The organism is Achromobacter sp. ACM03 (assembly GCF_014851665.1).
Lineage (GTDB): Bacteria > Pseudomonadota > Gammaproteobacteria > Burkholderiales > Burkholderiaceae_B > Achromobacter > Achromobacter aegrifaciens.
Map to the genome: position 1 here is coordinate 114910 of NZ_JACVAD010000003.1, position 22186 is coordinate 137095.

Annotated in this window: 23 protein-coding genes; 12 read left to right on the forward strand and 11 right to left on the reverse strand. The window is 66.1% G+C overall.

The window, feature by feature from the left end; genetic code table 11:
* The first annotated feature begins 29 nt into the window (after positions 1–29).
* From IB257_RS16250 to IB257_RS16280, 7 genes are all read left to right on the forward strand, one after another.
* Positions 30–1244: an ABC transporter substrate-binding protein gene (locus tag IB257_RS16250; RefSeq protein ID WP_192492575.1), complete on the forward strand. Its 1215-nt coding sequence runs from the start codon at positions 30–32 to the stop codon at positions 1242–1244.
* A gap of 97 nt (positions 1245–1341) precedes the next feature.
* On the forward strand, positions 1342–2229 hold the full coding sequence (locus tag IB257_RS16255) for a branched-chain amino acid ABC transporter permease (RefSeq protein WP_054450560.1): 888 nt from the start codon (positions 1342–1344) through the stop codon (positions 2227–2229).
* Positions 2226–3209, forward strand: a complete 984-nt coding sequence (locus IB257_RS16260) for a branched-chain amino acid ABC transporter permease (RefSeq protein ID WP_054450559.1) — start codon at positions 2226–2228, stop codon at positions 3207–3209. The genes IB257_RS16255 and IB257_RS16260 overlap by 4 nt, the downstream gene beginning before the upstream one ends.
* Positions 3210–3315: 106 nt before the next feature.
* The gene (locus IB257_RS16265; protein WP_175161907.1) at positions 3316–4341 is read left to right on the forward strand and encodes an ABC transporter substrate-binding protein; all 1026 of its coding nucleotides are present in this window, start codon (positions 3316–3318) and stop codon (positions 4339–4341) included.
* Between the two features lie 86 nt (positions 4342–4427).
* Entirely contained in the window at positions 4428–5273 is an 846-nt protein-coding gene (locus IB257_RS16270) for a branched-chain amino acid aminotransferase (RefSeq protein WP_054450557.1), read from the forward strand.
* Between the two features lie 71 nt (positions 5274–5344).
* On the forward strand, positions 5345–7489 hold the full coding sequence (locus IB257_RS16275) for a phosphocholine-specific phospholipase C (protein WP_192492576.1): 2145 nt from the start codon (positions 5345–5347) through the stop codon (positions 7487–7489).
* A complete protein-coding gene (locus tag IB257_RS16280) occupies positions 7486–7884 on the forward strand; it encodes an ASCH domain-containing protein (protein ID WP_054450553.1) in 399 nt (132 codons plus the stop codon). Before IB257_RS16275 ends, IB257_RS16280 begins: the two co-directional genes overlap by 4 nt.
* Positions 7885–7935: 51 nt before the next feature.
* Here the strand turns inward: IB257_RS16280 and IB257_RS16285 are convergent, their stop codons facing one another.
* The 7 genes from IB257_RS16285 to IB257_RS16315 form a co-directional block, all read right to left on the reverse strand.
* Complete coding sequence (locus IB257_RS16285) at positions 7936–8688, reverse strand: ABC transporter ATP-binding protein (RefSeq protein WP_054450551.1); 753 nt, start codon at positions 8686–8688, stop codon at positions 7936–7938.
* Positions 8688–10523, reverse strand: coding sequence for an ATP-binding cassette domain-containing protein (locus IB257_RS16290; protein ID WP_054450549.1), 1836 nt, complete (start codon positions 10521–10523; stop codon positions 8688–8690). Before IB257_RS16290 ends, IB257_RS16285 begins: the two co-directional genes overlap by 1 nt.
* Before the next feature lie 5 nt (positions 10524–10528).
* Entirely contained in the window at positions 10529–11566 is a 1038-nt protein-coding gene (locus tag IB257_RS16295; protein ID WP_054450548.1) for a branched-chain amino acid ABC transporter permease, read from the reverse strand.
* A gap of 151 nt (positions 11567–11717) precedes the next feature.
* On the reverse strand, positions 11718–12881 hold the full coding sequence (locus IB257_RS16300; RefSeq protein ID WP_054450546.1) for an ABC transporter substrate-binding protein: 1164 nt from the start codon (positions 12879–12881) through the stop codon (positions 11718–11720).
* Between the two features lie 242 nt (positions 12882–13123).
* Entirely contained in the window at positions 13124–13681 is a 558-nt protein-coding gene (locus tag IB257_RS16305; protein WP_175181230.1) for a biotin transporter BioY, read from the reverse strand.
* 39 nt (positions 13682–13720) lie between these two features.
* On the reverse strand, positions 13721–14317 hold the full coding sequence (locus IB257_RS16310) for an energy-coupling factor transporter transmembrane protein EcfT (protein ID WP_054450543.1): 597 nt from the start codon (positions 14315–14317) through the stop codon (positions 13721–13723).
* Positions 14314–14991 (reverse strand): energy-coupling factor ABC transporter ATP-binding protein, encoded by a 678-nt coding sequence (locus IB257_RS16315; RefSeq protein WP_054450540.1) that lies wholly within the window; start codon positions 14989–14991, stop codon positions 14314–14316. Before IB257_RS16315 ends, IB257_RS16310 begins: the two co-directional genes overlap by 4 nt.
* Before the next feature lie 52 nt (positions 14992–15043).
* Here IB257_RS16315 and msrB point away from each other — a divergent pair, with 52 nt between their 5' ends.
* The 4 genes from msrB to IB257_RS16335 are packed head-to-tail and all read left to right on the forward strand — an operon-like array spanning position 15044 to position 17139.
* Positions 15044–15442 carry a peptide-methionine (R)-S-oxide reductase MsrB gene (msrB, locus tag IB257_RS16320; protein ID WP_054450538.1) on the forward strand — a complete coding sequence of 133 codons (399 nt, stop codon included), beginning with the start codon at positions 15044–15046 and terminating at the stop codon, positions 15440–15442.
* Positions 15443–16021 (forward strand): septation protein A, encoded by a 579-nt coding sequence (locus tag IB257_RS16325; protein ID WP_119450986.1) that lies wholly within the window; start codon positions 15443–15445, stop codon positions 16019–16021.
* Positions 16022–16075: 54 nt separating this feature from the next.
* Positions 16076–16345 (forward strand): BolA family transcriptional regulator, encoded by a 270-nt coding sequence (locus IB257_RS16330; protein WP_082400667.1) that lies wholly within the window; start codon positions 16076–16078, stop codon positions 16343–16345.
* A 17-nt stretch (positions 16346–16362) separates the two neighbouring features.
* Positions 16363–17139, forward strand: coding sequence for a peptidylprolyl isomerase (locus IB257_RS16335; protein ID WP_175164515.1), 777 nt, complete (start codon positions 16363–16365; stop codon positions 17137–17139).
* 84 nt (positions 17140–17223) lie between these two features.
* Here the strand turns inward: IB257_RS16335 and IB257_RS16340 are convergent, their stop codons facing one another.
* The 4 genes from IB257_RS16340 to IB257_RS16355 are packed head-to-tail and all read right to left on the reverse strand — an operon-like array spanning position 17224 to position 21236.
* The gene (locus tag IB257_RS16340; RefSeq protein WP_192492577.1) at positions 17224–18213 is read right to left on the reverse strand and encodes an alpha/beta fold hydrolase; all 990 of its coding nucleotides are present in this window, start codon (positions 18211–18213) and stop codon (positions 17224–17226) included.
* A 9-nt stretch (positions 18214–18222) separates the two neighbouring features.
* Positions 18223–19065: a TauD/TfdA family dioxygenase gene (locus IB257_RS16345; protein ID WP_225588992.1), complete on the reverse strand. Its 843-nt coding sequence runs from the start codon at positions 19063–19065 to the stop codon at positions 18223–18225.
* A gap of 20 nt (positions 19066–19085) precedes the next feature.
* Positions 19086–20234: a Xaa-Pro peptidase family protein gene (locus IB257_RS16350; RefSeq protein ID WP_192492578.1), complete on the reverse strand. Its 1149-nt coding sequence runs from the start codon at positions 20232–20234 to the stop codon at positions 19086–19088.
* 21 nt (positions 20235–20255) lie between these two features.
* Positions 20256–21236, reverse strand: coding sequence for a tripartite tricarboxylate transporter substrate binding protein (locus tag IB257_RS16355; RefSeq protein WP_119450988.1), 981 nt, complete (start codon positions 21234–21236; stop codon positions 20256–20258).
* A gap of 149 nt (positions 21237–21385) precedes the next feature.
* On the opposite strand from IB257_RS16355, the gene IB257_RS16360 reads away from it, so the two are divergent.
* Positions 21386–22180: an IclR family transcriptional regulator C-terminal domain-containing protein gene (locus IB257_RS16360; protein WP_082400663.1), complete on the forward strand. Its 795-nt coding sequence runs from the start codon at positions 21386–21388 to the stop codon at positions 22178–22180.
* Positions 22181–22186 lie beyond the last annotated feature (6 nt).

Genomic DNA, 22186 nt, shown 5'->3' on the forward strand with positions numbered 1-22186 from the left:
TACACCGTAGGGAAGAGAGGAGTCATCCCATGAAGCTGCACACCATCACTGCTGCACTGGCCATGGCGGGCCTGGGATTTGCTGGGGCAACCGCCCACGCGCAAGGTATCTCCGACGATGTCATCCGCATCGGCTTCATCACTGACATGTCCGGCGTGTATTCGGACATCGACGGCAAGGCCGGTCTGGAAGCCGTGCGCATGGCGATCGAGGACGCCGGCGGTTCGATCAACGGCAAGAAGATCGAAGTCGTCTCCGCAGACCACCAGAACAAGGCCGACGTGGCTTCGGCGCGCGTGCGCGAATGGTTCGACGAGCAGAAGGTGGACGTCATCATCGCCGGCACCAACTCGTCGACCAGCCTGGCCATGGCCGGCGTGGCCGCAGCGAAGAAGAAGCCATTCATGGCGATCGGCGCGGGCGCGTCGGACCTGACCAACGCCCAATGCTCGCCCTATACCGTGCACTACGCCTACGACACCGTGGCGCTGGCGCGCGGCACCGGCTCCGCCGTGGTGAAAGACGGCGGCAAGAGCTGGTTCTTCCTGACCGCTGACTATGCCTTCGGCCACGCGCTGGAGCGCGACACCATGGCCGTGGTCAAGGCCGCGGGCGGCGAGGTCAAGGGCCAGGTGCGGGCGCCGCTGGGCGCGTCGGACTTCTCGTCCTTCCTGCTGCAGGCGCAATCGTCCAAGGCGCAGATCCTGGGCCTGGCCAACGCGGGCGGCGACACCATCAACTCGATCAAGGCCGCCAATGAATTCGGCGTGACCAAGACCATGAAGATGGCCGGCCTGCTGGTCTTCATCAACGACGTGCACGCGCTGGGCCTGCAAGCCACGCAAGGCATGTACCTGACCGACGGCTGGTACTGGGATCAATCCGACGCCTCGCGCGCCTGGTCCAAGAAGTTCGAAGCCAAGGTCGGCCGCAAGCCCTCCATGCTGCAGGCGGGCGACTACTCGGCCACGGCTTTCTACCTGAACGCCATCAAGTCCACCGGCACGGACGACGGCGACGCCGTCATGAAGTGGATGAAGTCGAACAAGGTCAACGACTTCTTCGCGCAAGGCGGTTATGTGCGCGAAGACGGCCGCATGATCCACGACATGTACCTGATGCAGGTCAAGACGCCGGCCGAATCCAAGGCCCCGTGGGACTATTACAAGGTCGTGGCGACGCTGCCCGGCGACGAGGTCTACACCAAGTTGTCCGAGTCCACCTGCAAGCTGGTCAAGAAGTAATCCAGCCCATGTGCCCCAGACGCGACCCGGCGATCCTACCCGTCGGGCCGCGTTTTGATTAGCTCGCTTCCCTCCGTACGCGCAGGATTTTCATAAGATGACTGACATTTTCGGCATCCCCATACAGGCCTTGTTCGGCCAGCTTTTGCTAGGCCTGGTCAACGGCTCCTTCTACGCCATGCTGTCGCTCGGGCTGGCCGTCATCTTCGGGCTGCTGAACGTCATCAACTTCGCGCACGGCGCGCTCTACATGCTGGGCGCGTTCATCGCCTGGATGGGGCTGTCGTACCTGGGGTTGAACTACTGGGTCATGCTGATCCTGGCGCCGCTGGTCGTCGGGCTGTTCGGCATCATCATAGAAAAGCTGTTGCTGCGACACCTGTACAAGCTCGATCACCTGTACGGGCTGCTGCTGACCTTCGGCCTAACGCTGCTCATCGAAGGTCTGTTCCGCAGCTTCTACGGCGTCTCGGGTCAGCCCTACCCCACGCCTGACGCCTTGCGCGGCGCCACCAACCTGGGCTTCATGATCCTGCCGAATTACCGCGGCTGGGTCGTGGCAGCCTCCCTGGTAGTGTGTCTGGCAACCTGGTTCGTCATCGAACGCACCCGCCTGGGCGCACTGTTGCGCGCCGGCACCGAAAACCCCCGCCTGGTCGAGGCCTTCGGCGTGAACGTGCCGCGCATGATCACCCTGACCTATGGCTTCGGCGTGGCGCTGGCGGGCTTTGCCGGCGTGCTGGCCGCGCCCGTGCTGCAGATTTCCCCCCTGATGGGCTCCAACCTCATCATCGTCGTGTTCGCCGTGGTCGTGATCGGTGGCATGGGGTCCATCATGGGCGCCATCGTGACCGGTCTGGGCCTGGGCGTGATCGAAGGACTGACCAAGGTGTTCTGGCCCGAGGCCTCCAGCACGGTCGTGTTCATCATCATGGCCATCGTTCTGTTGATCCGCCCGGCCGGGCTGTTCGGAAAAGAAAAATGAATCGTCAATTCCTGGGCTATGCGGTACTGGCCATCGTGGTGGCCATTCTTCCCTTTATCGGGGTCTATCCGATCTTCGCCATGAAGATCATGTGCTACGCGCTCTTCGCCTGCGCATTCAACCTGCTGCTGGGTTTCACCGGGCTGCTGTCGTTCGGCCACGCCGCCTTCCTGGGCAGCGCGGCCTACGCCACCGGCCACGCGCTCAAGGTATGGGGCTTCCCCACCGAGGTCGGCCTGCTGTTCGGCGTGGCCGTGGCGGGGCTGCTGGGCCTGGCGATGGGCGCCATCGCCATCCGCCGCAGCGGCATCTATTTCGCCATGATCACCCTGGCGCTGTCGCAGATGGTGTTCTTCTTCTTCCTCCAGGCGAAGTTCACCGGCGGCGAGGACGGCCTGCAAAGCGTGCCGCGCGGCACCCTGTTCGGGCTGATCGACCTGTCCAAGGACCTGAACCTGTACTACGTGGTGATGGCCATCTTCGTCATCGGCTACTTCATCATCTGGCGCACGGTGAATTCGCCCTTCGGCCAGGTGCTGCAGGCGCTGCGCGAAAACGAACCGCGGGCCATCTCGCTGGGCTACGACGTCGACCGCTTCAAGCTGCTGGCCTTCGTGCTGTCGGCCGCGCTGGCCGGCCTGGCGGGCGCCACCAAGACCCTGGTCTTCGTGTCGGCCACCTTGTCCGATGCCACCTGGCAGATGTCCGGCCTGGTCATCCTGATGACGCTGATCGGCGGGCTGGGCACATTGACCGGTCCCATCCTCGGCGCCTTCATCGTGGTGCTGATGGAAAACAAGGTGGGCGACTTCGGCCAGATGATGGCCAACCTGACCGGCGTGGACTGGTTCCTGCGCCTGGGCGAATCGGTCACCATCGTGATCGGCCTGATCTTCGTGATCTGCGTGCTGGCCTTCCGCCGCGGCATCGTGGGCGAGGTCGGCGCCTTCATCGATCGCCGCCGCGCCGCCCGCGCCTGATCCTGACAGCGCAAGCACGGGGCCGCTTTATGCGGCCCCGTTTTCATTTGGCGCGGCGGCTGCCGCCCGTACAATGAACGGCACCCAACCAAACAGGTGCCTGACCATGCGCAAACCGCATCCGCTCGCCCCCGTCCTTGGCGCCCTGGCGCTGGCCGCAGCCCTCCTTCCCGCGGCTGCTCAAGCCGCGGATTCCGCCGCGCCGGTATGCGAAGTCAAACGGCCCGTCCGCTTCAGCGGTCTGAACTGGGAATCCAACCTGGTGCTGGCCGGCATCGAACGCTATGTGCTGGAACACGGCTACGGCTGCAAGACCACGGTCGAAATCGGCGAAACCCTGCCCATGCTGGCGGCGCTGCAACGCGGCGACGTCGACGTCACGCCGGAAGTGTGGCCCGGCCAGATCGAGGGGGCATGGAAGAAGGCCCTGGCCAGCGGCAAGGTGCTGGGCGTGGGCCACGTCTACGACGCCGGCGAAGGCTGGTACGTGCCTCGCTACACCGTCGAGCGCCATCCCGAGCTGAAGTCCGCGGCCGACCTGGCGCGCTTCAAGAACGTGTTCGCCGATCCCGAAGAACCCGGCCGCGGCCGGATCTACGGCTGCCCGGCGGGCTGGGCCTGCGGCACCCTGAACGAGAACCTGCTGCGCGCCTTGAAGCTCGATAAGGACTACGCGATGTTCGCGCCCGGCTCCGGCGCCGCGCAAAAAGCCGCCATCGTGTCCGCCTACAAGCGCAAACGCGACATCGTCTTCTACTACTGGACGCCCACCTCGCTGGTCGGCGCGCTGGATCTGGTGAAGCTGGAACTGCCCGCGTTCGACCAGGCCGCCTACACCTGCATGACCGATCCCAAGTGCGCGAATCCCGTGCCCACCGAGTTCAAGCCCAACCCCGTCGTCACCGGCGTGAACGCCGAGTTCGCGAAACAGGCGCCGCAGATCGCCGAATTCCTGGGCAAGCTGACTGTGCCCAGCGACGCCATCGACGCCACCCTGGGCTGGCTGGAAAACGAAGGCAAGGAACCCGAGGACGCCGCGCGCTATTTCCTCAAGCAGTACGGCCCGGTCTGGCGGCAATGGATGCCGGCGCAGGCAGCCGACCGCGTGCAGGCGGCGCTGGCGCGCGAATGACGGCGCGAAGCCGGCCGCTGCCTCATGTATCCTGACGTTTCGGCGCGCCGATAGCGCCACCCCAATTCAAGTGAAGGAAGACAACCATGGATGCCTTGTTCTGGCACAACGGTCACTGGACCACTGAAAACCCCAAATTGCTCGGCCCGGCCGACCACGCCTTCTGGATGGCCAGCATGGTGTTCGACGGCGCGCGCGCATTCCGCGGCCTGACGCCCGACCTGGATCTGCATTGCCAGCGCGTGGTGCGCTCGGCCGAAAAAATGCTGATGAAGCCCCAGATCGGCTGGGAAGAGATCCAAAAGCTGTGCCTGCAGGCTGTAGCCAAGTTCCCGCAAGGCAGCGAACTCTACATCAAGCCCATGTTCTATTGCGCCGACGGCTTCCTGCTGCCGGACGCCGACAAGACCCAGTTCGTGCTGCACGTGTTCAAGGTGCCGATGCCGGGCGACCAGGGCTTTTCCGCCTGCTTCTCCAGCTTTGCGCGTTCCTGGCCCAACATGGCGCCCACCGACGCCAAGGCGTCCTGCCTGTACCCCAACGGCCAGCGCGCCATCCGCGAAGCCGCCGAAAAGGGCTTCGACAACGCCATCATGCTGGACGGCGCGGGCAACATCGCCGAATTCGCCACCAGCAACCTGTGGATCGCCAAGAACGGCGTGGTGTCCACGCCCGCCGACAACGGCACCTTCCTGAACGGCATCACGCGCCGCCGCGTGCTGGCGCTGTTGAAGGCCGACGGCGTCGACGTGCAGGAACGCAGCCTGACCCGCGCCGACATCGAGGAAGCCGATGAAGTGTTCTCGTCCGGCAACTACGGCAAGGTGGTGCACGTGAACCGCGTGGAAGACCGCCAGCTGGAATACGGCCCCATGGCCCGCCGCGCGCACAAGCTGTACATGGATTACGCGGAAAGCACCGGCGCGAAGTAGGAACGCCGCCGTTTCAGCCCCCTCCCTGCTGCCCGCCCTTGTGCGGGCAGCGTCGTTCTCAGGAATGCCTCATGCAGACCCGACGTGATTTTCTCCGCAGCGGCGCGACGCTGGCCGGCGCCGGCAGCGCCCTGGCCCTGCTGCCCGCCTCCATCCGCCGCGCGCTCGCGATCCCCGCGGCGCGGCGCACGGGCACGATCCGCGACGTGGAACACATCGTGATCTTCATGCAGGAGAACCGCGCGTTCGATCATTACTTCGGCGCGCTGGCCGGCGTGCGCGGGTTTGGCGACCGCTTTCCCATACCCGTGCCGGATAGCCCCGACGCGCGCCATCGCACCGTCTGGGCGCAATACAACGACAAACCCGATGAAGGCGCGCCGCGCACGGTCCTGCCCTTCCATCTGGATACGCGCGAGGCCTTCGAAACCATGCGCGTGGCCAGCACGCCGCACACCTGGTCCAACGCGCAGGACGCCTGGGACGCGGGCCGCATGGGCAACTGGCCGGCCGCCAAGAAGAACCATTCGATGGCGTACTTCACGGACGAGGACATGCCCTTCCAGTACGCCATGGCGCGCGCCTTCACGGTCTGCGACGCCTATCACTGCTCGTTCACCGGCGGCACCAACACCAACCGGCTGTTCGTCTGGACCGGCACCAACGACGGCCTGGGCCGCGGCAACGGCCCGGCCTTGGGCAATACCTACAACAAGCTCACGGGCGGCGATCCGGCGCGCGCCTACACCTGGACGACCTATCCCGAACGCCTGGAGGCCGCCGGCATCAGCTGGCGCATCTACCAGAACATGGCGGACAATTATTCGCTGAACCCGACCGCCGGCTTCAAGGCCTACCGCGACGCCTATCATGGCGCGCCGGGCGCGGCGGCCGCGCTGAAGGAAAAGGCGCTCACCACCCGCAGCCTGGACCTGCTGCGCCAGGACGTGCTGGACGGCACGCTGCCGCAGGTCTCGTGGATCTGCGCCACGAAGGCCGGCTCCGAGCATCCCAGCCCGTCCAGCCCGGCGCAAGGCGCCGACTACACGGCCCGGGTGCTGGATGCGTTGACGGCCAACCCGGAGGTCTGGAGCAAGACCGTCCTGTTGCTGATGTTCGACGAAAACGACGGCTTCTTCGACCACATGCCGCCGCCCGCGCCGCCTGCGCGCGATGCATCGGGCGCGCTGGCCGGGGCGTCCACGGTAAATACGCGCGGCGAGTATCACGAGATCGTCGCCGGCGCAGAGAAGGACGACACGCTGGCGCATTTGCACGGCGTCTACGGCCTGGGTCCGCGCGTGCCCATGTACGTGCTGTCGCCCTGGACCAAGGGCGGCTGGGTCAACTCCCAAGTGTTCGACCACACTTCCGTGCTGCGCTTCATCGAGCAACGCTTCGGCGTGGCCGAGCCCAATATCTCGCCGTGGCGGCGCGCGGTCTGTGGCGACCTGACCTCGATCTTCGATTTCGCCGCGCCGGACGGCGCAGGCCTGCCCAGCGGCTTTCCAGCCACCGCCGAACGCGCCGGCCTCGCATCGGCGCTGCCGGGCACCATCACGCCGCCCGCGCCGCTGCAGCCGGGGCCGGCGCGGCAGCAGGCGGGCACGCGCCCGTCGCGCCCCCTGCCCTATGCGTTGCAGGTCCACGCGCGCGCGGACGCGGCAAGCGTCACGCTGCGTTTCGAGAACAGCGGCACGGCGGGCGCGGTGCTGCACGTCTATGACCGGCTGCATCTGGACCGCGGCCCGCGCCGCTACACCGTGGAAGCCGGCAAGCATCTGGAGGGCGCATGGCAGACCGCCGCTGACGATGGACGCTACGACCTGTGGGTGCTGGGTCCCAACGGTTTCCATCGCCATTGCACCGGCCGCGCCGGCCTGCCGGCGCTGGAGGTCTTGGCCGCCTACCAGGGGCCTGGCGCATCGCTGCAATTAACGCTGCGCAACCCCGCCCCGCAGGCCCGTTCATTCCGGGTGGAAGCCAACGCCTACGGCTATCCCCAGGAAGAGGATGCCACGCTCGCTCCCGGCGAGACGGTCAGCCTGTCCTGGGACATGACCCGCAGTGCGGGATGGTATGACCTGACCGTGCGCGAAAGCGGCGATCCGACCTACACGCGGCGTCTGGCCGGCCGCATCGAAACCGGCGCCCCCTCCACTTCCGATCCCGCGATGGGACAGGAGCTGATATTGCAATGGATACCCCAGGCATGAAACCACCCGCTCCCTATGAAAACGCCGTGACCTTCCAGTTCGGCGACTCGCCCGAGTTAGCCGACGAATTGCTTGCGCTGGTGCTGGCCGGCACGAAGACCGCCACCTGCGGCGCGTTGCGCGACTTCAACGAACAGGAACCTGTGCCCGAGGCCGGTCGGCGTGACGTGGTGCTGGACGGCTCGGGCCGCCCGGCTTGCGTAATCGAGACGCTCAGCGTGCTGATCCAGCGCTTCGATCAGGTGGACGAGGCGTTCGCGCTGGCCGAAGGCGAAGGCCCGTACGAGGCATGGCGCGATGCGCACATCGCTTATTTCGACCGCAACGGCGGCTATGCGCCGGACCTGGTGCTGGTGTGCGAACGGTTCCGGGTGGTCGAGGTCTTCGAACGATAAAAAAAAGCCGGACACCCTGCGGCGTCCGGCTCTTCGTGTGCTCGGGGTCGGTCAGCTTTGCTCGCCGCCCTTGCCCAGGCCCAGATAGCTTTCGATGACCTTCGGGTCGCCGGCCAGCTCGCGCGCCGGGCCGTGCAGGATGACTTCGCCGGTTTCCAGCACGTAGCCGTAATCGGCCACCTGCAACGCGGCGCGCGCGTTCTGTTCCACCAGCAGGATTGCCACGCCGGTCTCGCGCAGGCGCGCGATGATGTGGAAGATCTCGCGCACGATGCGCGGCGCCAGGCCCAGGCTGGGCTCATCGAGCATCAGCAGGTTGGGCTTGGCCATCAATGCACGGCCGACGGCCAGCATTTGGCGTTCGCCGCCCGACAGCGTGCCGGCCTGCTGGGCGCGGCGCTCGCGCAGCCGCGGGAACAGGTCGAAGACTTCGTTCAGCGTGTCGCGCCAGCCGCTTTCGCGGGCGCGGTAGCGGCGGAACCCGCCCAGCAGCAGGTTGTCTTCCACCGACATGGTGCCGAACAGTTCGCGGCGCTCTGGCACCAGCGACATGCCAGCCGCGACGCGGCGCTCGACCTGCCAGCCCGATACGTCGGTGCCGGCGTATTGCACGGTGCCGGCCGCGTGGCCGGTCTGCGGCAGCGAGCCCATCATGGCGTTCAGCATGGTGGACTTGCCGGCGCCGTTGGCGCCGATCACCGTGACGATGCTGCCGGCGGGCACGGTGAGCGAGGCGCCCACCAGCGCGCCCACCTTGCCGTAGCGGGCGGACAGGTTGCTGACTTCGAGTACGGGAGCGCTCATCACACGCCTCCTGCCGACACGGGCTTGGCCTGGTCCGCTTCGGGCAGGTCATCATCGATGCCGCCCAGGTAGGCTTCCAGCACCGCCGGGTTCTTTTGCACGTCGGCCGGCACGCCTTCCGCCAGCTTGGTGCCGAAATCCATCACCACGAGGTGGTTGGTCAGACGCATCACAAAATCCATATCGTGTTCGACGAGCAGAATGCTCATGCCCTCGGCGCGCAACTGTTCCAGCACGCGCGCCAGGTCCTGCTTTTCCTTGTAGCGCAGGCCTGCGGCGGGTTCGTCCAGCAGCAGCAGCACGGGGTCGGCGGCCAGGGCGCGCGCGATTTCCAGGATGCGTTGCTGGCCCAGCGCCAGGTTGCCGGCCTGCTCGTACAGGTACTCGCCCAGGCCGACGCGCTTGATCTGTTCGGCGGCCTCGTGCAGCAGCTGCGCCTCGCGGGCGCGGTCCGAATGCAGGGCGCCCGCCAGCACGCCGACGTCGGAGCGCAGGTGCGCGCCCAGCGCCACGTTTTCCAGCACGGTCATGCCGGGCAGCAGCTGCACGTGCTGGAAGGTGCGACCCACGCCCAGCTTGGCGATGTCGCGCGCCGAACGGCTGTCGATGCGCTGGCCCATGAAGGTGACCTTGCCGCGCGTCACCGGCAGCACGCCGCTGATCAGGTTGAAGGTCGTGCTCTTGCCGGCGCCGTTCGGACCGATCAGGCCCATGATCTCGCCGGACGCGACCTTGAAGGAAATATCGTTGACGGCGACCAGCCCGCCGAATTCCTTGCGGATGGCGTCGACTTCGAGCACCACCTGGCCGGCTTGCGGGCGCACGCGCGTCGGCAGGGCCGGCGCGGACGCGGGCGGCGCCAGATTGCGGCGCGAGCTGTCGGCGCCGGTAATGCTGTCCCACCAGCCCGCCAGGATCGGCCACAGGCCGTTGCGGGCGTATTGCAGCATCAGGATCAGCAGCACGCCGAAGACGATCATCTCGAAGTTGGCGTTGGTGTCCAGCAGCTTGGGCAGCAGGTTCTGCAACTGGTCCTTCAGCACCAGGATGACGCTGGAGCCCAGCAGGGCGCCCCAGACGTAGCCGGCGCCGCCGACCACCGCCATGAACAGGTACTCGATGCCGTAGTTGATGCCGAACGGACTGGGGCTGACGGCGCGCTGCATGTGCGCGTAGAGCCAACCCGAGACGCAGGCCAGCAGCGCCGCCCAGACGAAGATCACGACCTTGTAGGCGGCGGTGTTCACGCCCATGGACTCGGCCATGCCGGCGCCGCTCTTGAGCGCGCGGATGGCGCGGCCCGGGCGCGAGTTCAGCAGGTTGCGGGTCGCCCACAGCGCCAGCAGCACGAACACCCAGATCAGGTAATAGATGTGGCGGCCGCTGGCCAGGGACATGCCGAAGATGCTGATGGGCTCGATGCCGGCGATGCCGTCATGCTTGCCCAGCCAGTCGATATTGCCGAACAGGAAGTACAGCGACAGGCCCCAGGCGATGGTGCCCAGCGGCAGGTAGTGGCCCGACAGGCGCAGGGTGATCGCGCCCAGCAGGTAGGCCACGACGGCCGTCAGGATCAGCCCGGCCGGCAGCGCCAGCCAGGGCGAGACATCGTATTGCGTGGTCAGGTAGGCGGTGGTGTAGGCGCCCAGGCCCACGAACGCCGCCTGGCCGAACGAGGTCAGGCCGCCCACGCCGGTCAAGAGCACCAGGCCCAGCACCACCAGGCTGGCCAGCCCGATGTAATTGAGTTGCGTCACCCAGAATTCGGGCGTGACCGGCAGCAGTGGCAGGCCCGCCAGGACGACGATGAAGACGGCAAGCAGAATGCGGTTCATGACGTTTATTCCTCTTCGTCCACGTGATGGGTGCTGAACGAACGCCAGACCAGAACCGGGATAATCAGGGTGAAGACAATCACTTCCTTGTAGGCGCTGGCCCAGAAGGACGAGAAGGACTCCAGCACGCCCACCAGCAGCGAGCCCGCGGCCGCCACGGGGTAGCTGGCCAGCCCGCCGATGATGGCGCCGACAAAGCCCTTCAGGCCGATCAGGAAGCCGGTGTCGTAGTACACGGTGGTGATGGGCGCGATCAGCATGCCGGACATGGCGCCGATGGCAACGGCCAGCGTGAAGGTCAGGCTGCCGGACATGGTGGTGCTGATGCCGACCAGGCGGGCGCCGCGGCGGTTGACGGCCGTGGCGCGCAGCGCGCGGCCATACAGCGTCTTGCCGAAGAACAGCCACAGGCCGATGATCAGGATGGCGCATGTCGCCACCACGAACAGGCTTTGCGCCGACCAGGTCATGAAGCCCAGGTCGACCTGGCCGCTGACGAAGGCCGGAGTGCGCCAGCCTTCGGCGCCGAAGAAGACCAGCGCCAGGCCGGTGAGCGCGAAGTGCACGGCCACGGAAACGATCAGCAGCACCAGCACGGTGGCTTCGGCCAGCGGCTGGTAGACGATGCGGTAGACCATCGGACCCATCGGGATCACCAGCAGCAGCGTCAGCAGCATGTTCAGCCACAGCGAATTGCCGGGTGCGGTGTAGGTCACGGTCAGCCAGAGCAGCGCCAGCGGCAGAACCACACAGGTGGCGATGGCCTTGGGCAAGGCGGCTGCGCTGCGGGTGCGCAGCGCGCGCAGCAGCTCGAGCGCCAGGCAGACGATGCCCAGCAGCGGCAGGAGATAGGCGGTGCCCGGCACTTTGCCGTCCACCAGCATGGCCAGGGTCAGGGCGCCGAACGCCACGAACTCGCCCTGGGGAATGAAAATGACGCGCGTAACGGCGAACACCAGCACCAGAGCCATGCCCAGGAGGGCATAGATGGCGCCGTTGACGACACCGTCTTGCAGCAGGATCAGCGCAATTGAGGAATCCATCTAACAACCTTATTTATTCTGGTGTTCCGGCCGCACCCGGGACACTGATACGACACACCGGCCGGAAAGGCCGGTGCGAAGCATTGCTAGGGTGCCGCGCGGCGGGCGCCGCCGCGCTTTGCACACCCTTGGATCGGGCGATCCTGGAGGATTACAGGCCGGGCTGGTAGACCCACTTGCCGCCTTCCACCTTGACCATGACGCGCGAACGCTCGTCAAAGCCAGCGTGGTCCGTGGGCGACATGTTGAACACGCCTTGCGACGCGGCCAGGTCCTTCACGCCTTCCAGGGCATCGCGCATGGCGACGCGGAATTCCGGCGTGCCGGGCTTGGCGCCCGACTTCAGCGCCACGGGCAGCGCGGCCACGACCAGCTGGCCGGCGTCCCACATGTGGCCGCCGAACGTGTTGGTGGAGCCGGCGCCGTTGGCCTTTTCATAGGCTTCGACGTAGGCCAGGGCCGACTTCTTGACCTGGTTGCTATCGGGCAGCTGGGCCGCGACCAGCAGCGGGCCGGCCGGCAGCAGCATGCCGTCGCAGTCCTTGCCGCAAACGCGCAGCACGTCGTTGTTGGCGGCGCCGTGCGTCTGGTAGATGGTGCCGCCGTAGTTGCGGGCCTTCAGTTCCTTTTGCGGCAGGGCCGACGGAGTGCCGGCGCCGGCGATCAGGATGGCGTCGGGCTTGGCGCCGACCAGCTTGAGCACCTGGCCCGTCACGCTGGTGTCGGTGCGGCTGTATTTCTCGATGGCGACGATCTCGATGCCCTTGGCCTTGGCGGCCTTTTGCATCACGTCCAGCCAGCCGTCGCCGTAGGCGTCGGCAAAGCCGATGAAGCCCAGGGTCTTGACCTTGGACTTGGCCATGGCGTCAGCCAGGGCGCCAGCCATCAGGGCGTCGTTCTGCGGGGTCTTGAAGACCCAGCGGCGCTTGTCGTCCACGGGTTCGACGATCTTGGCGCTGGCGGCCACGCTGATCATCGGCACTTTGGCTTCGGCAGCCACGTCGACCATGGCGAGCGAGCCCGGCGTGACCGAGGTGCCGATCAGCACGTCGACCTTGTCGTCGGAGGCCAGCTTGCGCGAGTTCTTGACGGCTTGCGTGGTGTCGGTGGCGTCGTCCAGGACGATCCATTCGATCTTCTGGCCAGCCACTTCCTTGGGCAGCAGCGCCACGGTGTTGCGCTCGGGGATACCCAGCGAGGCAGCCGGGCCGGTGCTGGACACGGTCACGCCAACCTTGACCTGGGCGTTCGCCAGTAGCGGCAGGGCCAGGGCAATGGCGGCAGCCGCCGCGGACAAGCCGAAGTGCTTGCGCATGTTTTTGTCTCCTGTGGTGGCTCTGAGGCGCCTCGGTCGAGGCAGGGCGAGCCTAGTTAAAGTTATACAGAAAAAAATATTATAGGGTTAAAACAGTATCAAATGACGATGCGCAACTCCGGTAATTCCCTGATGTGCTACGAAAAACGCAATTCAGCAAACGCATTCGTTAATGGCGAACTTGTACTAGAAAAGCTTTGCGGCCGTCAGTTGGGGGATTCCCTTGGACTGCGGCGCGCCTCTCAACGCCCCAACATCGGCCACACGCGCTCCACCCGCGACGCCACCCAGGCGGCAACCACGGCCTTGGCCAGGTCGCCGGGCAGGAACACCGCGACCGCCATCGCAGCCTTGGCCAAACCCATTTTCGTCACGGCGGCCAGCCAGGGCACGCCGCAGGCGTAGACCACCGCGATGCCGCCCACCACGCATGCCGCCAAATAGCCGGCGAACTTCCCCCAGCCGCCCGCGGCGCGGCCGGCCAGGCTGCGCGCCAGCCAGCCCGTCACGAGGGCGCCCGCCACCAGGCCGACGAGAAAGCCGCCGGTAGGCCCGAAAAAGGCGCCCAGCCCTCCCCGGCCTCCCGGCAGGACGGGCAACCCGACCGCTGCCAGCGCCAGGTACAGCAGGCAGGCCAGCGCGCCACGGACGGGTCCGAGCATTGCGCCCGCCAGCATGGCACCCAAGGTTTGCAGCGTGACCGGCACCGGTATGGCGGGCAGTGGAATCGGCGGGATCAGGCTCAGGACGACGATCAGCGCCGCGAACAGCGCAATCAGCACGGTATTACTGGATTTCACGGTTTTCCCCTTTGGGAGATGGAACTGGGCGCGCGGGCCTCAGTGGCTGCGCGCGTCTATCGCTTCGGATACTTCCTGCGCTCTTTTCAGCGTCAGCACGATCAAGGGCACGATCAGCGCGACCGGATTGGCGCCCAGGCCACGCGCGGCCTGCGCTTCGCGGATTTCCTGGAAGTTGCGCCAGATCTCCGGCACGAAACGCAGGGCCAGCGCCAAGGCCAGCGCAACCTTGCCGGCATCGACAAGCCTCAGGCGTTCCAGTGGCATCAGCGCCTTTTCGCAGACGGCAATCAGATCCGAGGTGCGCGTGGCCAGCGTGACGGCCAGGGCCAGTCCCACCATCGCGCCTACGCGCAGCAGCACGGCCAGCGCCTCCAGGCCGCCCTGGAACCAGGCCGTGAACACGCCGACGGCCAGCAGCACCCAGGCCAAGCCCTTGACCTGCCGCCAGACGGCAGCCGCGGCCACGCCCGTGGACCAGACCAGCGCGGCGGCGGCCAGGAAGGCAGGCGCCAGCCAGCGCGGGTCGCGCAGCAGGAACAGGCCCGCGCCCGCCGCCATCAGCGCCAGCAGCTTCAGCCAGGCGGGCAGGCGGTGCAGAAAGGTATCTCCCGCGACGTAAAGCGGCTCCATCATGCGCAGTGCTCCCGGTACCAACGCAGCGCGGCGGCCGGCTGGTCATCGGCCGCGACGTTACCGTCGCGCACCACCACCACCCGGTCGAAATCCTCCAGCAGCTCCAGGTCGTGGCTGACGACGATGGCATCATGGGGCAGGCCCGCAATGGCGTCGCGCACGCGATTGCGATTGCGCAGGTCCAGCTGGGTGGTGGGTTCATCGAACACGATCAGCGCCGGTTCCATCACCAGCACTGCCGCCAGCGCCACCAGTTGGCGTTCGCCGCCGGACAGCGTGTGGCTGGTCCGGTCCGCCAGGTGACCGACGCCCAGGCTGCCCAACTGCGCATCGATACGGGCTTCGCGCTGCTGGCGGTCCGGGGACAGATGCTTCAGGCCGAACGCCAGGTCCTCGCGGACGATGGGGAAGACAATCTGGTTTTCAGGGTTCTGGAACACGAACCCGACCTGGCGGCGCACGGCCTTCAAGTCGCGCCGGGTGTCCAGCCCGCCCACCCGCACATTGCCGGCCGAGGGCAGGACCAGCCCATTGATCAGGCGCGCCAGCGTGCTCTTGCCGGCGCCATTGGGGCCGACGATGCCGATGCGTCGTTCGGCCAGCGTCAGGCTCACCCCATTCAGCACTTGCGCCTGGGGCGTGGAAACAACCGCCTGGTCAAACTCGATTAACATGGGGCGGGATTATGCCCGAACCATTTCGGGCATCGGGACTCCAAGAGCTCATATGGACAAAGTACGAAAATCCGACGCCGAATGGCGGGCCCAGCTTTCCCCCGAAGAATACGTCGTCGCCCGTGAAAAGGGTACCGAACGGGCATTCACCGGGCGTTACTGGAATACGTTCTCTCACGGCATCTACCGCTGCGTGGGCTGTGGCACGGCGCTGTTCGCTTCCGACACCAAATTCGACGCCGGCTGCGGCTGGCCCAGCTACTTCCAGCCGCTGGACCCGGAACTGGTGCGCGAAGAGCGCGACACCACCCACGGCATGGTCCGCACCGAAGTGCTGTGCAACGTCTGCGACTCGCATCTGGGACACGTCTTCCCCGACGGCCCCGAACCCACCGGACTGCGCTACTGCATCAATTCCCTGTCGATGACGTTTGAACCCATAGAAGACTGAATGAAGAAGTTCCTGTTCGACCTGTTTCCGCTGTTCCTTTTCTTCATTGCGTATCGGTACACGGACATTTTCATCGCCACGGGCGTCGCCATGGCGGCGGCCGTGCTGCAGATCGTCTGGCTGAAAGCGACGGGCCGCGCCACCGAGGCCATGCATTGGATCAACCTGACCGTCATCCTGGTGTTCGGCGGGGCCACGATCTGGCTGCACAGCGACGTCTTCATCAAATGGAAGCCCACGGTGCTGTACTGGCTGTTCGGCGGCGCGCTGGTCTTTGCGCGCTTGCTGTTCGGCCGCAACCTGATCCGCCGCCTGATGGAAAAGCAGATCCAGCTGCCCGACGCCGCCTGGGAACGGCTGAACCTGGTCTGGGCCGGCTTCTTCCTGATCGCGGGTGCGCTCAACCTGTATGTGGCGTTTTCCGGCCACTTCACCGAATCGCAATGGGTCAGCTTCAAGGCCTTCGGCCTGATGGGCCTGATGGTGGTCTTCGTGATCGGCCAATCGATCTGGCTGGGCAAGCATATCCAGACGGAGGAACAGGCCCCCTCCTCCGACACCCCGCCCCCCCAGCCCTGATCCCTTCCGAAATCCATGGCCGGCGCGCCGCGCCGGAACCAACCCTCACTCCTCATGTCAGACACCACCGACCGCATTTCCCTGATCCGGGAGCGGCTAGCCGCCCTGGAACCTGTCAGTTTGGACATTCTGGACGACTCGCATTTGCATGCCGGCCACGAAGGCAGTAAAAACGGCGCCGGCCACTATCGCGTGATCATCGTAGCGCCTTGCTTCGCGGGGCTTTCGCCCGTTGCGCGGCATAGGCTGGTGTATCATCATTTGCAAGATTTGATCCCTTATCCGATTCATGCGCTTGCGCTAGATGCCCAGGCTCCCAAATAGAAAGTAAAAGGATATTCATGAAACGCATCGTCATGCTGGCTGCGGCCTGCGTCATCGCCGTGCCGGCTTTCGCTCAGAACGTGGCTACCGTCAACGGCAAGGCCATCTCGCAGAAGAGCCTGGATCAATTCGTCAAGCTGCTGGTCAGCCAGGGCGCCACCGATTCGCCGCAACTGCGCGAACAGGTCAAGCAGGAAATGATCAACCGCCAGATCTTCGTGCAAGCCGCCGAATCCAGCGGTATCGCCAAGCAGGCCGACGTCCAGACCGAAGTCGAACTGGCCCGCCAAGGCATCCTGGTCCGCGCCCTGATGGCCGACTACCTGGCCAAGCACCCCGTGTCGGACGCCAAGGTCACGGCCGAATACGAGAAGATCAAGAAGGAACAGGCCGGCAAGATGGAATACAAGGTCCGCCACATCCTCGTCGAAGACGAGAAGACGGCGAATGACCTGCTGGCCCAGATCAAGAGCAACAAGAGCAAGTTCAACGATCTGGCCAAGAAGAACTCCAAGGACCCCGGCAGCGCCGAAAAGGGCGGCGACCTGGGTTGGGCTCCCCCGACCAACTACGTCCAGCCGTTCGCGCAAGCCGTGACGCAGCTGAAGAAGGGCGAAATGGTCGACAAGCCGGTCCAGACCCAGTACGGCTGGCACATCATCGTGGTCGACGACACCCGTCCGGTGGAATTCCCGCCGCTCGACCAGGTGCGCCCGCAACTGGAAGAAATGCTGCGCCAGCAAACCCTGGCCGACTACCAGAAGGAACTGCGCGAAAAGGCCAAGATCCAGTAAGCCTTGCCGCACAGATGAAAAATGCCCGCGCAAGCGGGCATTTTTTCGCCCGGGTTTTCCTGCGCCGGGGTGGCACAGCCTCTGCTATGCCAGCGCCTGCCGCAGCTGGGCATCCCACAGACGGCCTTCCAGCAGCGGCGACAGATGGCCGTAGCGCCCAGCCACGCTGATCTGGACAATATGGGCGGGATACGCGATCCGCGCCCCCGCGCCCGGGTCGTCGGGCGCAAAGAGCTCGTCGGATACGCAGCGCAGCCAACGCACGGGCGTAGCGGTTTCCAGCAGCGCGTCGCGCACGTCGTAGCGGCAGGCGGACGTCCTGAGCGCCGCCATGGACCACGGTGAAAAACGCGCCGCCCAGGCCTGCGCCTCGGCCCGCAAACGCTGCTCCGCGGCGGGTTCGCCCGCATCGGCCAGCCATTGCGCGTAGCCATAGCGACGCAGGGTTGCGCAGCGCAATTCGACCCATTCGTTCCAGGCATGCGCATCGCCCGCGTCGAGGGCGGCGGCGATGCGGCGCAGGCGCTGCGCGTCCGCCATGCTGCCGCCGCCGCGCGGCGCCGACGCCAGCGCCACCACCCGCCCGACGGGCAGCGGCGCGGCCACGGCCCACTGGAAGGCCTGATAGCCGCCGTAGGAATAACCCACCACCGCATCCAGGCGCTCGACGCCGATCGCGCGCAGCCATTCCCCCTGCACGCGCACGCCATCGGCAATCGATATGTCAGGAAATGCGCTGGCGGCCGCCCCGATCGGCGCGCTGCTGCCGAAACAGGATCCCAACGCGTTCGGCGCCAGCACGCAGGTATCGCGCGTGTCCAGCGCCGCTCCCGGCCCCAGCCAGGGGCTGGCCCAGCCGGCATCGGGATGGACCTCTCCCTCGGCCGCAAGCAAGGCCTGGTGGCTGCCGGATATGCCATGCAGCAGCAACACCACGGCGCGCGCGTGCTCCGGCGGCGGACCGTAGCTGGCCCAGGCCAGCCGGACCGGCGCCAGCGTTCCCCCGCCGTCCAATGGCAAGGCTTCCAACTGCGTCACGCCACCGGCGCGGCCTGAGGGCTGACGGGTGGACATCGGCAGCGCCTAGACAGGACGTTCGCCCATGACCGTGGTGCGGTAGATCGTGCGCCGCATGCTGGCCGGCAGTTCACGGGTGGTGGCCTTGTGCATCACGCAGCGGTTGTCCCACATGACCACGTCGCCCGGCTCCCATTGCAGCGCGTACTGGTACTGCTCCTGCGTGCAATGCGCGAACAGGCGGTCCAGCAATTCCTGGCTGTCCGCCTCGCCCCAGCCAGACACCTCGGCGGTCATGCCGGGATGGACGTAGAGCGCCTTGCGGCCCGTCTCGGGATGCGTGCGCACGATGGGATGTTCGACGTCAGGCGTGCCGGCCAGTTGACTGGCGTCCATCTTCACCTGGGTGCCTTCGTCGGCCCTGGTGTTCTTGCGCCGGTAGCGGTGCACCGCCCGCAGGCCCGCCAATTGGCTTTGCACGGCGCCGTCCAGTTCCTCGTAGGCCTGGTACATGTTGACGAACAGGGTGTTGCCGCCTTCCGGTGGAATCTGTTGCGCATTCAGAATGGTGGCCTTGGCCGGGCATTCGCGGAAGGCGAAATCCGAATGCCAGTACGAACCGCCGTCGGCGATGCCCGCCGGCACGCCGTTCTTGACCTCGTTGGAAAGCACGAATATCTCGGGATACTCGGGATGGTTGTACTGGGCCAGCACGTGGATATCCAGCTCGCCCAGGCGGCGGCTGAAGCGCAACTGGCCCTCGGGCGAGAGGCGCTGGTTCTTGAAGACCAGCAACTGGTGGCGCAGGAACAGCGCATTCACATCCGCGAAGGCGGCGTCGTCCAGGGTTTCCAGATCCACGCCATGGACGGCCGCGCCGATCAGCGGGCTCAGGGGTATCGCTTTCATCATCAGGCTCCGGCAGAGGTTCAGGGAAGGCGGTGCACGCGGGCCTCGGTGCGCACCAGCGGCTCGGCGCCGTGCTCTCCGATCAGCACCGGATACTCCAGCCGCATGCCGCCCACGCCCGGGCGGTACAGGTGCGTGCCCAACGCCACCACCATGCCGGGCGTCACGACGTCGCGGCTGCGCAGGTTGATGAAGGGCCGGGTGCGCGCGCAGGTGCCCAGGCCATGGCCGAACAGGGGCAGACCGAACTCGCTCAGTCCGTGCTTTCCGAACACGGCAATGCCGCGGCTGGCGCACTCCGCTATCGGCCGGCCCGGCGTCAACGATGCCAGCATGGTCTGCACGGTCTCTTCCCAGCAATCGATCAGCTTGCTCTGGACCGGGTCGGGCTTGCCCAGGAACACGGGCAATGCCGTATCCGCCATGTAGAGGTCCAGCAAGGGATGCAGGTCCAGGATCACGAATTCGTTCGGCTGGATGACGCGGTCGGTCGCCTGCTGAGTCACGCCGCGCAGGAATCCCGTGCGCTCGCCGGCCCCGACTTCGGTACCGCCCGTCACCGCCCAGGACCAGGTGCTGCCTCGTTGCCGGATCGCACGCTCGATTTCGCCGGCGATCTCGTTCTCGGTCGCTCCGACCCGCACCGCATTCATGCCCTGCTCGAAACCGTAGTCCGAGACTTCCGCCGCATGGCGCAGGCGCTCGATCTCGGCAGCGTCCTTGATCAGCATGACGTCGTCGATCACGTCCACGCCGTTCGCGAAACGGATGTCGGGCAGATGGCTGGTGAGGTCGAAGTACTCGGCCGCAGTCAGCATGCCCGGCGCCACCTGCGCCGCCCCGGGGTGCGACAGGTCCAGCGCCACCTTGCCACGCGTCAGTCCGTGATGCTCCAGGCGCTGGCGTATCAGTTGCGGAAAGTCGGAAAACTCGAACTCGTACATTTCCATCTCATGGCCTTCCACCCGCACTCGCGAGGCGTCCATGGCCCAGTAGATGAATTCGCAGTGCCCGTCAGCCGTGACCAGCACGGCGCCGCGCCAGGGCATGAATGCGCCGCTCAGGTAGTGCAGCGCGCCCTGGCGGGTGCCCAGGTAGGCATCGAAGCCGAGTTCGCGCGCGTGTTGGGCGACGCGCTTGCGGCGCGCCTGAAAATCGATGGACTGCATGTGTCACTCCTCCTTGGGGATTCAGGAAACGGATGCGCCGGAAGCCTTGACGACAGGCGCCCATTTCTCGGTTTCATCGGCTGTGAAGCGCGCAAAGTCGTCGGGCTTGCTGGCCACCGGATCCGCGGCCTGCGAAACAAGTTGTTCGCGCACGCGGGGATCGGCCAGCGCCTTGGCAATTTCCTGCTGCAGGCGTTCGACGATGGGACGCGGCGTGCCGGCGGGCGCGAACACGCCGATCCAGGACGTCATGGCATAGCCCGGCAGGGTTTCGGCCACGGTGGGGATGTCGGGTGCGGCTGGGGAACGTTCCGGCCCGGTCACGGCGATTGCGCGCAGCTTGCCGGACTTGATCAGGGGCTGGGCGATGACCAGGCTGTCGAAGGCCAGGTCGGCCTGTCCGCCGATCACGTCCGTGAGCGCGGGCAGGCTGCCCTTGTACGGGATGTGCTGCATCTGCACGCCGGCCATCTCGTTGAACAGTTCGCCCGACATGTGCATGGACGTGCCGCTGCCGCCCGAGGCGCGGTTGAGCTTGCCGGGGTTGGCCTTGGCATAGGCGATGAGGTCTGCCACCGAGTGGATCGGGAGCTTCGGGTTGACCACCACCACCAGCGGATACGACACGACCTGCGTCACCGCCGTGAAGTCCTTCAACGGCTGGAACGGCATGGACTTGTACAGGGTCTGGTTGATGGCGTTGGTGCCTATCGTGCCCATCAGGATCGTGTAGCCGTCCGGAGCCGCCTTGGCCACGGCGTCCGCCCCGATATTGCCGCCCGCCCCGGGCTTGGCCTCGACGATGACCGATACGCCCATGCTCTGCGTCATGCGTTCGGCCAGCAACCGGGTGACGATTTCAGTGGGTCCGCCGGCCGCGGCGGGCACGACGAAGCGGATGGGTTTGCTGGGATAGGCCTCGGCCGCGCCGGCGACGGAACTGGCCGCCGCCCCCGCCGCCAGGGCGCATGCGCCCAAGGCGCGCAATAGTCTCCTGCACATGGCATGTCTCCGTTGTTGCGGGACGTACCGGGCGGGTGCCCTGGCCGACCCATCTAATTAACGAACAATTGTTCGCTAATTGGCATTTTATGAAGATTGCCACGGATGTCAAACTACAATCGAGCCTCCAACGACAAGACTGCCAATACATGGACACGACATTGCCGGAACCGAAAGAAAGGAAAGAGGAGTTTCTAGACAGCCTGGCCAACGGCCTGCAATTGCTGCAGATCTACGCCACGGGCGTGGCCAGCGTGACCGTGCAGGAGGCCGCGGAACAACTGGACGTGACGCGCGCGGCGTCGCGGCGCATTCTGCTGACGCTGGAAAAACTGGGCTATGTGCGGCAGGACGGCAGGAATTTCTCGCCCACGCCCAAGGTCATGGACCTGGGTTATGCGTATTTCGCTTCGCTAAGCCTGCCCAAACTGACTCGCGCGACCATGCGCGAAGTCGCGCAGACCGTAGGGGAAACCTGCTCGCTGGGCGTGCTGGACCGGCAACATGTCGTGTTCCTGGCGCGCGAAGAAGGCCCCAAGCTGCTCAAGCTGGACCTGTCGGTGGGCAGCCGCCTGCCCGCCTACGCCCACTCCCTGGGCCGCACGCTGCTATCGACGCTGGACGACGAGGCGCTCGACGCATATCTGGAAAGCGCGGACCTGAAGCGCCTGACGCCCTACACGACCGTGTCGCGCAGCGCCCTGCGCAAGCTGATCCGGCAGGTGCGCCAGGACGGCTACTGCATTTCGGTCAGCGAATTGGTGGATGGTTTCGCGGGCGTGGCCGTGCCGCTGTACAACCACGAAGGCCGCGCGGTGGCGGGCCTGAGCGTCAGCATGGTGCTGGGCTCCCGCCAGCCCGACGAATTGAAGCAACAGCATCTGCCGGCCTTACAGCGCGCCGCCGCCGCCATCCGCGACATGATGCCGCGCAGCACCATCTGATTCTGT